Raw genomic sequence first — 15,666 nt, forward strand, 5'->3', positions numbered from 1 at the left:
CCGGGTGCGCTTCGCTTACCCGGGCTACAAAGGCTACAAAGGCCGCGGCAGCGCCAGCGTCGCAATCGCCCCGCCGCCATCCCGATTGCCCAGCGATGCTTCGCCGCCATGCAACGCCGCCACTTCCGCCACGAAGGGCAGCCCGAGCCCGCTGCTGCGGCTCCCGTTGCCCGGCCGCGGCAGAGAATAGAACCGTTCGAACACCCGCGCCATCGCGTAATCGGGAATGCCCGGCCCGCGATCGCGCACGTCCACGCGCTGCCGGTCGCCATCGCCGTGCAGGCGAACCTCGACGACCTCACCCGCCGGCGAGAAGTCCACCGCGTTCTCGATGAGATTCACCACCGCCTGCCGCAGCAGGAACCCGTCACCGCGGACGTCCGGCAGCCCGGACGCGACGTCCACCTGCAACCGCAACCCCGCCTGCGAAAGCCGCGGCTCGCATTGCGCCGCCGCATCGGCGACGACTTCCGCGAGCGACAGCGCTTCCGGATGTTCCAGCCGCTGGCGATGCTCGACCGCCGCCAGCGCCAGCATCTTGTCGATCATCTGCGACAACCGCTCGCTCTGCGCGCGGATCGTCGCGGCGAAGCGCACGCGGTCGGCGTCGTCGAGCGGCCCCTCCAGCAGCTCCGCGCTGCCACGGATCGCCGCCAGCGGGCTCTTCATTTCGTGCGTGAGCGTGTGCACGTATTGCTCGACGTACTGCTTGCCTTCCAGCCGCGTGCGCATCGTTTCCAGCGCGAGGCCGAGCTCGCCGAACTCGCCCGCCGTGCGCGGCAGCGTCGCGCGTTCGCCGGCGGTGACGGCATTCGCGTATCGACGCAGCGCGCCGAGCTGCCGCGAAAGCCACCACGCCGCCATCAGGCCGATCAGCAGCGACGCGCCCAGCAGCACCGCACCCCATCGCCACACGGAACGCTGGCTGCGCTCGATGAACGGTGCGATGGCGCTGTTGGGTTTGGCGACGGTGAGCACGCCGATGATGCGCCCGCCCGCGTCGCGGATCGGCGCGGCGACGTGCATGACGGTCGAATTTGGGTCCGCGTATTCGCTGCGCGTGGAGCGCGCGCCGTAGCGGCCACGCAGGGTCAGGTAGACGTCGTTCCATCGCGAGTAATCGCGGCCCACGTCGCGCCCGCTGCTGTCGAACACGACGATGCCGCGCGCGTCGGTCACGTAGATGCGGTACTGCGAGGTGCGTTTGCCAAAGCCCCAGATCTGCGCGCCGTAATCGCGCCCGGCCATCGCGCGCACGCGGCGCGCGAAGTCGCCGCTGTCGATGCGGCCTTCGATGAGGTCGTCGGTGGCCAGTTCGGCCAGCACGTTGGCGGTGTCGACCAGCGTGTCCTCCATCGCCTGGCGCACGCCCGGCTTCACCTGCGCGACGAACACCTGCGCGAGCAGGAGGCCGGTGATCGCGACGATCAGGAAATAGCCGAGGAAAATCCGCAGGCCGATCTTCATCGACCGGTGCCCGCTGGCGCGGTTTCGAGCGAATAGCCCAGGCCGCGATGCGTGCGGATCGGATCGTCGTCCGGCGCGACGTCGCGCAGTTTCGCGCGCAGCGTCTTGATGTGCGTATCGACCGTGCGATCGCCGCTTTCCAGCGCGTCGCCCCAGACGCGGTCCATCAGCTGCGCGCGCGACAGCACCGCGCCCGGGCGCTGCAGCAGCGCGGCGAGCAGGCCGTACTCGTAACGCGTGAGGTCGAGCAGGCGGCCGCGGTAGCGGATGCGATGGCCTTCGGCGTCGTGCACGAACGGGCCGTCGTTGGCGCGCGCGACCGCCGGCTGCGACGACTTCAAACGGCGCAGCACCACGCGCACGCGCGCGACCAGTTCGCGCGGCGAGAAGGGTTTGGTGACGTAGTCGTCGGCGCCGATTTCCAGCCCGAGGATGCGGTCGGCCTCGGCGTTCTGCGCGGTGAGGAAGATCACCGGCAGGTCGCGCTCGCGGCGCAGTTCACGGCACAGCGCGAACCCGCCGATGTCCGGCAGCCCGACGTCGAGCACCGCCAGATCGAACGCCTGCCCGCGCGCGGCGGCGAGCGCCTCGCCCCCGGTGAGGCAGTGCACCGCCTCGAAGCCCTCCGCGCGCAGCGCGTGCGCCACGACCTCGGCGATGGCGGGTTCGTCTTCTACCAGGAGGATGCGCATGCGGCCGGGAATCGGGAATGGGACATCGGGAATGGAAAGAGCATACGGCCTTGGCGCTTCGAGGCACCGGCTTGCGATGGCAAGCGAGCACCAACACGCGCCCGGCCTTACGATTCCCCATTCCCGATTCCCGATTGCCGGCCCCACACATGAATTACCGCCACGCCTTCCACGCCGGCAACCATGCCGACGTGCTCAAGCACATCGCCGTGCTCGCCCTGTGCGACGCCCTGACCGCCAAGCCGGCGGCGGCGTTCGCGCTCGACACGCACGCCGGGCGCGGCCTGTACGCGCTGGACAGCAATTCCGCGCAGCGCACGGGCGAGGCGGAAGGGGGCATCGGCCGGTTGATGGCCGAGGCGCCGAAGCACCCGGCCATCGCGCGCTACCTCACGGCGATCCGCGCCTGCCGGCACGACCACGGGCCGACCGCCTACCCCGGCTCGCCCTGGCTGCTCGCGCATGCGTTGCGCGAGCAGGACCGCATCGCCGCGTGCGAGCTGCACCCGGAGGAAGCCGGGCTGCTCGAGTCCACGTTCGCCCGCGACAGCCGCATAGCCGTGCACGAGCGCGACGGCTACGCGGCGATGAAGGCCCTGCTCCCGCCGCGCACCGGCACCACGCGCCTCAATCGCGGGCTGGTGCTGATCGACCCGCCGTTCGAGGCGCAGCTGGAGGAATTCGACGCGGCGCTGGGCGCGCTGCGCGACGCGCTCACGCGCTGGCCGCAGGGCATGTACGCGTTCTGGTACCCGATCAAGCTGCGCCGCTCGCTGCAGCCGTTCTACCGTCGTGCGGCGACGCTGCCGGCCAAGTCGTCGTTCGTGGCCGAACTGCTGGTGCGCGCGGACGATTCGCCGCTGCGCATGAACGGCAGCGGCCTGCTGATCCTCAACCCGCCGTGGCAGTTCGACCAGACCCTGGCCGGCGTGCTGCCGCTACTGGCGAAGGTGCTGGGCGAGGATGCGGCGGCAGGCGGGCGCGTGGAGTGGTTGAAACGCGGAGAGTGAGCGCGGCGCTTGCCGCCCTGGAAGCGGGCCGGCACATGCGTCCTCGACGTCATCCGCGCGAAGGCGCGGATCCAAGCCTCCGACGGCTCTCGCTCGCCGGAAGGTGCGATGCGCGTACGCATGGAGTCCCGCCTTCGCGGAAATGACGGCGACACGGTTCCGCGCCGCTGGGCGCCCAGGCGCTGCGGGCCGGGATCTCGGCGTTCGCCGGGATGACGGACTTCCGGCCGCAATCGCGGCCGGATGGCGACGCGCGTCGAGTGCCTTACGCCGGCGCCTTGCAGTCCGGCTCGAAGAAGCTCCAGCGCACTTCCGGGAAGCTCTGCTTCATCGCGCGCTCGACGACGTTGATCTGGTCCACCAGCGATTCGACATCGCGCAGTTCGCGCATCTGCGCGTGCACCGAGACCATCACCTCGTTGCCCAGCTGCAGCGTGATCAGGCTGATCACGCGCTGCACTTCGGGGCGCGATTCGAGGAATTCGCGCATCTGCTTCTGGCGCGCCGGGTCCACGCTCTGGCCGATCAGCATCGCCTTCACTTCGATGGCGACGAACACCGCCACCACGATCAGCAGCGCGCCGATGGCGATGGTGCCGATGGCATCCCACAGCGGATTGCCGGTGTAGACCGCCAGGCACACCGCGATCAGCGCGAACACCAGGCCCAGCAGCGCGGCGAGGTCTTCGCCGAAGATCACCACCAGTTCGGCCTGGCGGCTCTGGCGGAACCACTGCCACAGGCTGCGGTCGCCGCGCGCCTTGTTCACTTCCTGCAGGCAGGCGCGCATCGAGATGCCCTCGGCGATGATCGCGAAGATCAACACGCCCACGGCCCACCACCAGTCCTTCAGTTGCTCGGGGTGCTGGAGTTTGTGGATGCCCTCGTACAGCGAGAACATGCCGCCGACGGTGAAGAGCATCACCGCCACCAGGAACGACCAGAAGTAGATCGCCTTGCCGTAGCCCAGCGGGTAATCCGGCGACGGCGGCGCCTTGGCCTGGCGCATGCCCAGCAGCAACAGCAGCTGGTTACCGCAGTCGGCGAGCGAGTGCACGGTTTCGGCCAGCATCGCGCTGGAGCCGGTGAAGAACGCGGCCAGGCCCTTGGCCACCGCGATCGCGAAGTTGGCACCGAGCGCGAAGAAGATCGCGCGGGTCGAATCACCACCACCAGCCATGCGTCGTCGTCCCTAAAGAGTTTCGGATGTGTGCGTCGAAAGCGGCGCGAGTCTAGCACCGGGCCCTGTGCGGCCGATGCAGCGGCCGGGTGTGCGTTGCGTCAACGCCTTCGCGGCGACGCAGCGCCGGGACGCTCAGTCGGCGAGTTCGCGTTGCGTCTTCTTCGGCAGCTTCGCGCGGGCCAGCTCGTAGCTGCGGCGAAGGAAGGCGCGCAATTCGTCGGCGGGAACGCGACCGGGCTCGGCGACCATCACCCAGTGCGAACGCGCCAGGTACGGCGCCGGCTCGAACCCGGGGCGCTCGGTCAGTTCCAGGAACCGGTCGTCCTCGACCTTGAAGCTGATCGGCCCGGTGCCGTGGTCGCGGGTCACGCAGAACATCTTGCCGGCCACGCAGAACACCAGGTCCTCGCCCCATTTGATCGAGGCCTCGACCCCCGGCCAGCCCCCCAAGAACGCCCGCAATGCCGCCTGATCCATCCCCGCCGCCCCCGTGAAGAATGTGAATACGGGCAGTGTGCCAATATCCGTCCATGGCCGCGCGCGAACGACTCCCGCCCTGGCACGAAAGGATGCGTCTTCCCAACGGACGCGAAGTATTGATTCGTCCGATCCGTCCGGAAGACGCAGAACCCATTCGCGCCAGCTTCTCCCTGCTCCAGCCGGAGGAGGTGCGCCAGCGTTTCTCTTCCGGGATCCAGCGCGACGCGCTGTCGGAGATGACGCCCGAGGCGGCCGAGCGGATGACCCGCATCAACCCCAAGAACGAATTCGCGCTGGTCGCGGCCGAACCGCTGCCGCCCGGCGAAGCGCTGATTGGCGCGGTCGCACGCATTTCGGTGGACGACAACGGCCGTGATGCGGGCTTCGCGATCCTGGTCAGCCACTACGTCGCGAACATGGGCTTGGGCCGCTACCTCATGACCCGGCTGGTGAAGTGGGCGCGCGGCAAGAAGCTCGACTGCGTCTACGGCGACGTGTTCGAGCACAACGAGGCGATGCTCTCGCTCGCCGAATCGCTGGGGTTCGAGCGCAGCGGCGGGGAAGACGCGGCCGGCCTGATCCGCATGCGGTTGGACCTCAAGCCCAAGGCGGCCTGATCGGGCCGCCGCTGCGACGCCCGATCGACCCTGAATCCGTGACCGACTGACGAGCGGCCTGCACTGGCCGCTCCGGTCGCGCCCGCCCGTTGTAAAACAACGACCGGGGGGCCTTGCGGCAGGCACAACCGCGTCCGTCCACGGAAGGGCCGCTTCCGGACCGCAGCGATGAACAGCATCAACGAAGAGCGCCTCAACCAGTTCCTCGGCCACGCCGTCGGGGACCTCGGGGCCGCGATCAGCGCCACCCTCATGCTCGTGGGCGACCAGCTCGGCCTGTACCGCGCGCTCGCCGAGGAACCGATGGGCGCAGCCGACCTCGCCCGCCGCACCGGCACCCACGAGCGCTACATCCGCGAATGGCTCGGCAACCAGGCCGCCGGCGGCTACGTCGAGTACGACCGCGCCAGCGATACCTATTCGCTCAGCGCCGAACAGGCGTTGTGCCTAGCCGATCCCGGCGGGCCGGTGGACCTGCCGGGCGCGTATTCGATCGTGGAAGCGACCTTCCACGCGCTCGAAAAAACCAAGGCCAACTTCCGCACCGGCCAGGGCATGGAATGGGGCGACCATCACCCGTGCCTGTTCCACGGCACCGAACGCTTCTTCCGCGCCGGTTACAACGCGCATTTGGTGACGCAGTGGCTGCCCGCGCTGGAAGGCGTCGTCGACAAACTGCGCGATGGCGCGAAGGCCGCCGACGTCGGCTGCGGCCACGGCGCGAGCACGTCGCTGATGGCGCGCGCGTTCCCGAACTCGACGTTCTACGGCTTCGATTACCACGCGCCGTCGATCGAGGTCGCACGCGAACGCGCGAAACAGGCCGGCGTGGAGAACGCTCGGTTCGAGGCGGCGGACGCCACGGGCTACGGCGAGAAGGACTTCGACCTGATCTGCTTCTTCGACTGCCTGCACGACATGGCCGACCCGGTCGGCGCCGCCCGCCACGCGCTGCAGGCGCTCAAGCCCGATGGCACGTGCATGCTGGTCGAGCCCTTCGCCGGCGACAGCGTGGCGGAGAACCTCAACCCGGTCGGGCGCGTGTATTACGGCGCGTCGTCGCAGATCTGCGTGCCGGTGTCGCTCGCGCGCAACGGCCCGGCGCTGGGCGCGCAGGCCGGCGAGGCGCGACTGCGCAAGGTGATGACCGATGCGGGATTCACCCGGTTCCGCCGCGCGACGCAGACGCCGTTCAACCTGGTGTTCGAAGCCAGGCCCTGACGCCAGGAACGAGCGAAAAGGCGCGAGATACGACCCGCCTATTCCCACGTTTCTCCAGTAGCAAGGGGGCACGCGTGGCGCGGGCATGACGCCCGCGCCACGCTTCTTTGCCGCGCTTCGTCAGACGACGGTGAGCGCCACGTCGATGTTGCCGCGCGTCGCGTTCGAATACGGGCAGACCTGGTGCGCCTTCTGCACCAGCGCTTCGGCCTGTTCGCGCGGCAGCCCCGGCAGCGAGACCTTCAGCTCGGCCTGGATGCCGAAACCGGTCGGCAGCGGGCCGATGCCGACGCTGGCGTCGATGCTCGCATCGGCGGGGAAGGCGACCTTTTCCTTCGCCGCGACGAACTTCAGCGCGCCGAGGAAGCAGGCCGAATAGCCCGCGGCGAACAGCTGTTCGGGATTGGTGCCTTCGCCACCGGCGCCGCCGAGTTCGCGCGGCGTGGCGAGCTTGACGTCGAGCACCTTGTCGGAGGAAACCGAGCGGCCGTCGCGGCCACCGGTGGACGTGGCGTGGGCGGTGTAGAGGACCTGTTCGAGGGACATGGCAAGACTCCTGGGTTGGGTACGACAGGGGGATCGGCCGGATGGCCATTACATACACACTATTAAATAGGGCGCTACTTATTGCGCAGACGTTGCGGGGGAGCGCGACGAACTCAGCCGTTCCGGGCGAGCGCCTCGCGCAGGGATTCCAGTTGCTGCTTCATGGCGACGAGTTCGTCCGGCGAGCATTCCGACGCACACATCAGGTCCGACGGCACGGCCTTCGCCTGCGACTTCAACGCACGGCCGTCCGGGGTGAGTTCGACGATCACCTGCCGCTCGTCGTGGCTGGCGCGCGTGCGCGTCAGCAGGCCCGAGGCCTCCAAGCGCTTGAGCAGCGGCGTCAGCGTCGCCGAATCGAGGAACAGCTTCTCGCCGATCTCCGACACGGTCAGCCCGTCGCGCTCCCACAGCACCAGCATCACCAGGTACTGCGGATAGGTCAGGCCCAGCGGGGCAAGCAGGCGCCGGTACACCTTGTTGAGCGCCAGTCCCGTCGAATACAGCGCGAAGCACAGCTGCTCGTCGAGCTGCAGCAGGTTGCGGCCCCTGGGCTGCCTGGGCGCGGCCTGCTTCGGCGCGGCCGGCTTCTGGTGAGCCGGCTTCTGGGGTGCGGACTTGGGCGGGGTGGCCTTCATGGGTGCGTAATTTACATAGCGCGCGATTCAATTGCAAGCGATATCTGCCGATCGGGCACCGGGCCTTCATCCGCCCTTTCCGTAGAATGCGCGCCACAAGATGCGTGGCCCGTGCGCTGGAGCGATGACTTCCGGCGCTGGCCTTGTTTTCACTGCCCCCTGCGCCCCACTTCCTTCCGATGCCGAAGTCCGCTATTCCGACGCCTCCCCTGCCCAAGACCGGCCAGCAGCGCGCCTGGTGGCGTGCGCCCGCATCGCCCTCCGCGCTGGCCTTCCACATCGCCACCGCGGCGGCGGCGCATGCCGCGCCGCTGCTGGTGGTCGCGCGCGACAACCACGGGGCGCACCAGCTCGAATCCGACCTGCACACGCTACTGGGCGCGCGGCAGACGGACCTGCCGGTGATCGGCTTCCCGGACTGGGAAACCCTGCCCTACGACGTCTTCAGCCCGCATCCGGACATCGTCAGCCAGCGCCTGGCCGCCCTGCACCGCCTGCCAACGCTCAAGCGCGGCATCGTCATCGTGCCGGTGCAGACGCTGCTGCAGCGTCTGGCGCCGCTCAAGCACGTGGTCGGCGGCAGCTTCGACGTGAAGACCGGCCAGCGCCTGGACCTCGACGCCGAAAAGCGCCGGCTCGAATCCGCCGGCTACCGCCACGTGCCGCAGGTGCTCGATCCGGGCGATTTCGCCGTGCGCGGCGGCCTGCTCGATGTGTACCCGATGGGCGCCGACCAGCCCTTCCGCGTCGAACTGCTGGACGACGAGATCGAGACGATCCGCGCGTTCGATCCCGAATCGCAGCGCTCGCTGGAGAAGATCGACGCCGTGCACCTGCTGCCCGGCCGCGAAGTGCCGCTGAGCGATGCGGCGCTCAAGCGTGCACTCGATGCGCTGCGCGACCGCTTCGACCTGGACACTCGTCGAAGCGCGCTGTACCAGGATCTCAAGGCCGGCCTCGCGCCTCCGGGCATCGAGTACTACCTGCCGCTGTTCTTCGACACGACCTCCACGCTGTTCGACTACCTCGACGCCGACACGCTGCCGGTGATCGCCGACGGCGCGATGGAAGCGGCCGACCAGTTCTGGACGCACACCGGCGAGCGCTACGAGCAGCGTCGCCACGACCTGGAACGTCCGCTGCTTCCGCCCGACGCGCTGTACCTTCCGCCGGACGCATTGCGCGAACGGCTCAACGCCGGCGCACGCGTGGAAGTCTGCGGCGAAGGCCATGCGCAGCGCGAACGCGCCAGCGCGCTGGGCGACCAGCCCGCACCCGCGCTGCCGCTCGCCGCGCGCGATCATGCGACCGCCGATTCGCTGAAGTCGTTCCTGTCGAGCTATCCCGGCCGCGTGCTGATGGCGGCGGATTCGGCGGGCCGGCGCGAAGCGCTGCTCGAAATCCTGCAGTCGGGCGCGCTGAAGCCCGACGTCGTCACCGATTTCCCGACGTTCCTCGCCGCGAACGACGCCTCGCGTTTCGCCATCGCGGTGGCGCCGCTGGAGGACGGCTTCGCGATCACGGACCCGGCGTTCGTCGTCCTCACCGAGCGGCAGCTCTTCCCCGAGCGCGCGAGCCAGCCGCGACGTCGCCGTCGCGTCGGCCGCGAGCCCGAGGCGATCATCAAGGACCTGGGCGAACTCACCGAGGGCGCGCCGATCGTCCACGAGGACCACGGCGTCGGCCGCTATCGCGGCCTGGTGACGCTGGAAGCCGGGGGCATGCCGGCCGAATACCTCGAGATCGAATACGCCAAGGGCGACCGGCTGTACGTGCCGGTCGCGCAGCTGCACCTGATCAACCGCTATTCCGGCGCGTCGGAAGAAACCGCGCCGCTGCATTCCCTCGGCGGCGAGCAGTGGACGAAGGCCAAGCGCAAGGCCGCGGAAAAAGTGCGCGACGTCGCGGCCGAACTGCTGGAAATCCAGGCCAAGCGGCAGGCCCGCGCGGGATTGGCGATCGATGTGGACCGTTCGGTGTACGAGCCCTTCGCGGCGGCGTTCCCGTTCGAGGAAACCCCGGACCAGCACGCGGCGATCGAAGCGGTGATCCGCGACCTGGCATCGAGCCAGCCGATGGACCGCGTCGTCTGCGGCGACGTCGGCTTCGGCAAGACCGAAGTCGCGGTGCGCGCGGCGTTCACCACCGCGATGGGCGGCAAGCAGGTCGCGGTGCTGGTGCCGACGACGTTGCTGGCCGAGCAGCATTACCGCAATTTCCGCGACCGTTTCGCCGACTGGCCGATCAAGGTCGAGGTGCTGTCGCGTTTCAAGACCAAGAAGGAAATCGAGGCCGAACTGGCCAAGGTCGCCGAAGGCACCATCGACGTGATCGTCGGCACGCATCGCCTGTTGCAGAAGGATGTGCGCTTCAAGGACCTGGGCGCGGTCATCGTCGACGAGGAGCAGCGTTTCGGCGTGCGCCAGAAGGAAGCGCTGAAGGCGCTGCGCGCGAACGTGCACCTGCTCACGCTCACCGCGACGCCGATCCCGCGCACGCTCAACATGGCGATGGCCGGGCTGCGCGACCTGTCGATCATCGCCACGCCCCCGGCGCATCGCCTCGCCGTGCAGACCTTCGTCGTGCCGTGGGACGACATGCAGCTGCGCGAGGCGTTCCAGCGCGAGCTCTCGCGCGGCGGCCAGGTGTATTTCCTGCACAACGACGTGGAAAGCATCGGTCGCATGCAGCGCGAGCTGCAGGAACTGGTGCCCGAAGCGCGCATCGGCGTGGCGCACGGTCAGATGCCCGAGCGCGAGCTGGAGCGCGTGATGCTCGACTTCCACAAGCAGCGCTACAACGTGCTGCTGTCGACGACGATCATCGAATCGGGCATCGACATCCCCAACGCCAACACCATCATCATCAACCGCGCCGACCGCTTCGGCCTGGCGCAGCTGCACCAGCTGCGCGGCCGCGTGGGCCGCTCGCACCATCGCGCGTACGCGTACCTCGTGGTGCCCGATCGCAAGGCGATGACCGACGATGCGCGCAAGCGCCTGGACGCGATCGCGGCGATGGACGAACTCGGCGCGGGTTTCACGCTGGCCACGCACGATCTGGAAATCCGCGGCGCCGGCGAACTGCTCGGCGAGGAACAGAGCGGCCAGATGGCGGAGGTCGGTTTCAGCCTGTACACCGAACTGCTCGAACGCGCGGTGCGCTCGATCCGCCAGGGCAAGCTGCCGGACGTGGACATGGTCGAAGCGCGCGGCGCGGAAGTGGAACTGCGCATCCCGGCGCTGATTCCCGACGACTACCTGCCCGACGTGCACACGCGCCTGACGCTGTACAAGCGCATCAGCGGCGCGCGCGACACGGACGAGCTGCGCGAGCTGCAGGTGGAAATGATCGACCGCTTCGGCCTGCTGCCGGATCCGGCCAAGTACATGTTCGCCGTGGCCGAACTCAAGCTGCGCGCGACGGAACTGGGCATCCGCAAGCTCGACCTCGGCGAAACCGGCGGTCGCGTGCATTTCGTCGAGAAGCCCAACGTCGATCCGATGGCGATCATCCGCCTCATCCAGGGCCAGCCGAAGCTCTACAAGATGGAAGGGCCGGACAAGCTGCGCATGGTGCTCGATCTGCCGGATGCGGCATCGCGCGTGCTTGCCGCCAAGGGCATCCTCACGGCACTTCAGCCGGCCGCGTGAGGTCGGCTAAGGTGGGCGGCATGAAGACGATGCCGCTCACCGCCCTGCTGTTGTCCCTGCTGGTTTCCAGCTGCGCTTCGGCGCCGCGTCCGGATGTTTCGGATACGAGTGCGGCTACCGCGACGTCCATGACCTTCGTGATCGTGCGTCATGCGGAGAAAGTGCCGGACGGTTCGAAGGATCCGCCGCTGACGGAAGCCGGCCTCGCCCGCGCGCAGGCGTTGGCGCAGCGGCTATCGTCGCTGCCGGTGATCGCGGTCTACACCACGCCGTTCCAGCGCACGCGCCAGACCGCGACGCCGACCGCGCAGGAGCACGGACTGCCGCTGATCGAATACGACGCGAAGCTGCCGGCACCCGAATTCGCCACGCAACTGAAGCAGCGGCACGCGGGCCAGACGGTGCTCGTCGTCGGCCACAGCAACACGGTGCCGGACATCGCGGCGGCGCTGTGTTCGTGCGAGGTCACGCCGATGAGCGAGGCGGAGTACGACCGGCTGATGACGGTTCGCGTCGCAGGCGATGGAAAGGCGACGTTGCAGGTGGATCGGCAGCGCTGAGGAAGTCCCTTCTCCCGCGAGCGGGAGGACGGGGCTTCCACGTTCTCCCCACGATGGGTTTTGCCCTTCTCCCGCATGCGGGAGAAGGTGCCCGCAGGGCGGATGAGGGGCGACGAAGAGGCCGCGCAGGATCGCCAGCGCGGCAATGCAGCCGATGCTTCGAGGGTAATGCTCCGTTACCCCTCACCCCAACCCCTCTCCCGTGGGGAGAGGGGCTCAGTGCGACCTTTGCACGATCAAACTCACAACTGCGACTCCACCGGCAGCCAGCGCGCCATCGTCGCCATCGTGCGTCGCTTCCAGTCCGCTTCCGGTTCCTCCGCCCAGGTGCGCGGCGGATCGGACGCGGAATCCTCCCAGCGCAGCTGGCCGTTCTCCAGCCACAGGCGGTAGCTGTTCTCGCGACCGATCTTCCACGCGTACAGGCGCAGCAGGTCGCGCGTGAGTTCGCGATCGGTGAACAGGATGCCCATCTCGGTGTTGAGGTTGATCGAGCGCGGGTCGAAGTTGATCGAACCGACGAAGCCGACATCGCCGTCGGACATGAACGCCTTCGTGTGCAGGCTCGCCTCGCCCGACTTCGAACCCAGCAGGCCGCTTCCGCCGCGCGCGCCGCCGCCCGGACCGCGCGCCTTCAGCTCGTACAGTTCGACGCCGCCGCGCAGCAGGGGCGCGCGGTATGGCGCGTAACCGCCATGCACTGCCGCGACGTCCGTCGCCGCGAGTGAATTGGTCAGGATGCCGACGCGCACGCCGCGATCGCGCATGCGCAGCAGCGAGGTCACGCCCTCGTCGCCGGGCACGAAGTACGGGGAGCTGATGAAGATCTCGCGCTCGGTGCTGGCGAACGCCGGCGCGATGTCGTCGATGAGCCAGTCGCCACGACGCGGCGCGCCTTCGGCCTTCTGCGGCGGGTCGGAGTACACGTGCGCATTGGGCGTCCAGTGCGGCTCGCGACTGCCGTCCAGCAACGCCCGCACGCTGGGCGAACGGCGCAGCTGTTCGATGTAGGGCTTCGCGTCCTTCGAACGGTATTCCAGCGCGCCGACGCGACGCAGGCGCTGCAGCGAGAGCTCGTCCGCATCGACCAGCTCCGACAGCGGAATCGCCGTGGAGCTGTTCCAGTACGCGTCGAAGATGCGCGAGGTTTCCTTGACCGGCTCGCCGATCACCGCGAGGTCGGCATCGAGGAAGTTCGACTCCGACGCCGCGCCGAAATACTCGTCGCCGATGTTGCGGCCGCCGACCACGGCCACGCGGCCGTCGGCGATCCACGCCTTGTTGTGCATGCGGCGATTGAGGCTGAAGATGCGCAGCACCATTTCCACGCCGCGCAGGAAATACGACTGCCGCGCGCGCGAGGGATTGAACATGCGCACTTCGATGTTCGGGTGGCGGTCCAGCGCCGCCAGCACGGAATCCTTCTTGTGCGAGTTCAGATCGTCCAGCAGCAGGCGCACGCGCACGCCGCGATCGGCCGCGCGCAGCACTTCGTGGACGACGAGGTTGCCGGTGAGGTCCGGCTTCCAGATGTAGTACTGCAGGTCCAGGCTGCGACCGGCTTCGCGCGCGGTGAGCACGCGCACGGTGAACGCATCGAGGTTGTCGGCGATGAGCGACAGCCCCGCCTGCCCCGGGTGGGCCTGCTCCATCGGTGCGATGGCGCGATCCAGCGGCGTTTCGACCACCGCAGCCGGAATCGCCTGCGACGGCGCGCCGCGCGCCCGCTGGGCGAAGCGGCCGTAGCTGTAGAGCGACAGCAGCGAGGCCGCCACCAGCAGGAAGATGGCCAGGCCGATCCACCGCAGTTTCCGGGTCATGAGGATCCCGCGTTGTGCATTGCACCGATTCTAGCGACGGGCCCGGCAACGACTCATTCACGCCCCGGCAATCACCGCGCCGTGCCACGCAACGGCTAGACTCCCGCCGTCCCTTCAGCCGCCGATCAGCTACATGACGCTTCGCTTCGCCGCCGTCCTGCCTGCCCTGCTCCTCGCCGCGTGCGCAAGTGCACCGAAAGTCGCGCTGCCGGTCGAGGCACGGCTGCATCCTGGCCAGCGCATGTCGCTGCCCGAAGGCGCGCGCCTGACGTACATCGACACGGCGAACGACTCGCGCTGCCCGCCGGACGTGACGTGCGTCCATGCCGGCGACGCCGACGTGCGCCTGCGCTTCGTCAAACCCGATGCGGTGCTCGACGTCGTGCTCAAGGCGTCCGAACAGGGACAGCCGCGCGCGATCGGCGCATGGCGCGTGACGCTGCTCGGACTCGGCCCGGGCCCGCGTCCGCCCGCGACGTTGCGCGTGGACGCCGTGGACCGCTGATCGACACGGTGCGTGCCACCCGGGTACGTGCCGCCCCGCGCCGGATATGACACGCTCCCGGACCCCACGTCCGGAGCCCGGCCATGACCCTCATCGTTTCCCCGCGCGTGCACGATCTCGGCGGCTTCCAGGTGCGCCGCGCGGTGCCGAGCATCCAGGCGCGTTCGATCGGGCCGTTCGTGTTCGTCGACCACATGGGGCCGGCGGTGTTCGAGATCGGCCGCGGCATCGACGTGCGCCCGCACCCGCACATCGGCCTGGCGACGGTGACCTTCCTGTGGTCGGGCACGATCACCCACCGCGACACGCTCGGCAGCCTGCAGGACATCAACCCCGGCGACGTGAACTGGATGACCGCCGGCCGCGGCATCGCGCATTCCGAGCGCACGCCCACGACGCTGCGCGAACACGAGCATCCGCTGCACGGCATGCAGACCTGGGTCGCGCTGCCGCGCGGTTCGGAGGAAGCCGAACCGGGCTTTTTCCACCATCCGGCGGCGACGCTTCCGCAGCAGCGGCGCGACGGCAGCTGGCTGCGCGTGGTGGCCGGGCGCGGCTACGGCGAGGAATCGCCGGTGCGCGTGTACGCCGACACGCTGTACGTCGCGATCGACCTGGACGCCGACGCCGAGCTCGCCCTCGACGACAGCCACCCGCAACGCGCGCTCTACGTGCTGGAAGGCGACGCGCAGCTCGACGGCGCGGACATCCCGGCGATGCACCTGGTGGTGCTCGATGCGAGCACGCGCCCGAAGCTGCGCGCCCGCACGCCGGTGAAGGCGATGCTGCTCGGCGGCGAGCCGCTCGACGGGCCACGCCACCTGTGGTGGAACTTCGTCTCCAGCTCGAAGGAGCGCATCGAACAGGCCAAGCAGGACTGGGTCGACGGGCGCTTCGGCCACGTGCCGGGGGACGACGAGTTCATCCCGCTGCCGGAGCGCTGATCCGCCCTCCCCGCGCGCCCGAAACGGAGGCAGGATCGCCCCGCGACCGGTATGATTCGCACCCAGCAGACGGTGGGAGAAGCGGCCGGACCTGAACGGGTCGGAGCCGCTGCCGAAGGCGCAAACGCCCGGAATCGCTCAGGCCCCATTACCGCCGTCGGCTCACACTCTGGAGAGACCGACCGCCCGCGCACACCCGGGACGGAACCGGCGCCGAAGGGGCAAGAAGCCAGCGGGGTCTCCCTCCCCGCCCCGCGCTTTGAAACTCTCAGGCAAAAGGACAGAGGGGCACTCCACGTGCGCGCCCGCGCACGCCCGGCTTTCGAGCCA

At 69.0% G+C, this 15,666-nt stretch carries 14 protein-coding genes and 2 riboswitches; of the genes, 7 read left to right on the forward strand and 7 right to left on the reverse strand.

Annotation, left to right across the window (positions count from 1 at the left end; genetic code table 11):
- Positions 1-33: 33 nt before the first annotated feature.
- Both creC and creB read right to left on the reverse strand, forming a co-directional pair.
- Positions 34-1,467 (reverse strand): two-component system sensor histidine kinase CreC, encoded by a 1,434-nt coding sequence (gene creC, locus LA521A_RS12670; RefSeq protein WP_281779239.1) that lies wholly within the window; start codon positions 1,465-1,467, stop codon positions 34-36.
- Positions 1,464-2,159, reverse strand: coding sequence for a two-component system response regulator CreB (gene creB, locus LA521A_RS12675; protein ID WP_281779240.1), 696 nt, complete (start codon positions 2,157-2,159; stop codon positions 1,464-1,466). The genes creC and creB overlap by 4 nt, the downstream gene beginning before the upstream one ends.
- A 149-nt stretch (positions 2,160-2,308) precedes the next feature.
- Here creB and LA521A_RS12680 point away from each other — a divergent pair, with 149 nt between their 5' ends.
- On the forward strand, positions 2,309-3,169 hold the full coding sequence (locus LA521A_RS12680) for a 23S rRNA (adenine(2030)-N(6))-methyltransferase RlmJ (protein ID WP_281779241.1): 861 nt from the start codon (positions 2,309-2,311) through the stop codon (positions 3,167-3,169).
- 265 nt (positions 3,170-3,434) lie between these two features.
- Here LA521A_RS12680 and LA521A_RS12685 read toward each other — a convergent pair whose 3' ends face one another.
- A complete protein-coding gene (locus tag LA521A_RS12685) occupies positions 3,435-4,349 on the reverse strand; it encodes a cation diffusion facilitator family transporter (RefSeq protein WP_281779242.1) in 915 nt (304 codons plus the stop codon).
- 135 nt (positions 4,350-4,484) lie between these two features.
- Positions 4,485-4,814: an MmcQ/YjbR family DNA-binding protein gene (locus LA521A_RS12690; protein WP_281779243.1), complete on the reverse strand. Its 330-nt coding sequence runs from the start codon at positions 4,812-4,814 to the stop codon at positions 4,485-4,487.
- 68 nt (positions 4,815-4,882) lie between these two features.
- Between LA521A_RS12690 and LA521A_RS12695 the strand changes: the two genes are divergently transcribed.
- The gene (locus tag LA521A_RS12695) at positions 4,883-5,449 is read left to right on the forward strand and encodes a GNAT family N-acetyltransferase (RefSeq protein WP_281779244.1); all 567 of its coding nucleotides are present in this window, start codon (positions 4,883-4,885) and stop codon (positions 5,447-5,449) included.
- Between the two features lie 168 nt (positions 5,450-5,617).
- Positions 5,618-6,670, forward strand: coding sequence for a class I SAM-dependent methyltransferase (locus tag LA521A_RS12700; RefSeq protein WP_281779245.1), 1,053 nt, complete (start codon positions 5,618-5,620; stop codon positions 6,668-6,670).
- Between the two features lie 120 nt (positions 6,671-6,790).
- On the opposite strand, the gene LA521A_RS12705 is transcribed toward LA521A_RS12700, so the two are convergent.
- Entirely contained in the window at positions 6,791-7,216 is a 426-nt protein-coding gene (locus LA521A_RS12705; protein WP_281779246.1) for an organic hydroperoxide resistance protein, read from the reverse strand.
- A 113-nt stretch (positions 7,217-7,329) separates the two neighbouring features.
- On the reverse strand, positions 7,330-7,854 hold the full coding sequence (locus LA521A_RS12710) for a MarR family winged helix-turn-helix transcriptional regulator (RefSeq protein ID WP_281779247.1): 525 nt from the start codon (positions 7,852-7,854) through the stop codon (positions 7,330-7,332).
- 179 nt (positions 7,855-8,033) lie between these two features.
- Here LA521A_RS12710 and mfd point away from each other — a divergent pair, with 179 nt between their 5' ends.
- A complete protein-coding gene (gene mfd / locus LA521A_RS12715; RefSeq protein ID WP_281779248.1) occupies positions 8,034-11,507 on the forward strand; it encodes a transcription-repair coupling factor in 3,474 nt (1,157 codons plus the stop codon).
- 20 nt (positions 11,508-11,527) lie between these two features.
- A complete protein-coding gene (locus tag LA521A_RS12720) occupies positions 11,528-12,067 on the forward strand; it encodes a SixA phosphatase family protein (RefSeq protein WP_281779249.1) in 540 nt (179 codons plus the stop codon).
- Positions 12,068-12,309: 242 nt separating this feature from the next.
- Here the strand turns inward: LA521A_RS12720 and LA521A_RS12725 are convergent, their stop codons facing one another.
- Positions 12,310-13,887, reverse strand: coding sequence for a phospholipase D family protein (locus tag LA521A_RS12725; protein ID WP_281779250.1), 1,578 nt, complete (start codon positions 13,885-13,887; stop codon positions 12,310-12,312).
- 133 nt (positions 13,888-14,020) lie between these two features.
- Here LA521A_RS12725 and LA521A_RS12730 point away from each other — a divergent pair, with 133 nt between their 5' ends.
- Entirely contained in the window at positions 14,021-14,392 is a 372-nt protein-coding gene (locus tag LA521A_RS12730) for a hypothetical protein (RefSeq protein ID WP_281779251.1), read from the forward strand.
- Positions 14,393-14,475: 83 nt separating this feature from the next.
- Entirely contained in the window at positions 14,476-15,336 is an 861-nt protein-coding gene (locus LA521A_RS12735; protein ID WP_281779252.1) for a pirin family protein, read from the forward strand.
- A 63-nt stretch (positions 15,337-15,399) separates the two neighbouring features.
- Positions 15,400-15,500, forward strand: a riboswitch (glycine riboswitch).
- Between the two features lie 3 nt (positions 15,501-15,503).
- Positions 15,504-15,622: riboswitch (glycine riboswitch) on the forward strand.
- Positions 15,623-15,666 lie beyond the last annotated feature (44 nt).

Origin of the sequence: Lysobacter auxotrophicus, from assembly GCF_027924565.1 — a bacterium.
Lineage (GTDB): Bacteria > Pseudomonadota > Gammaproteobacteria > Xanthomonadales > Xanthomonadaceae > Lysobacter_J > Lysobacter_J auxotrophicus.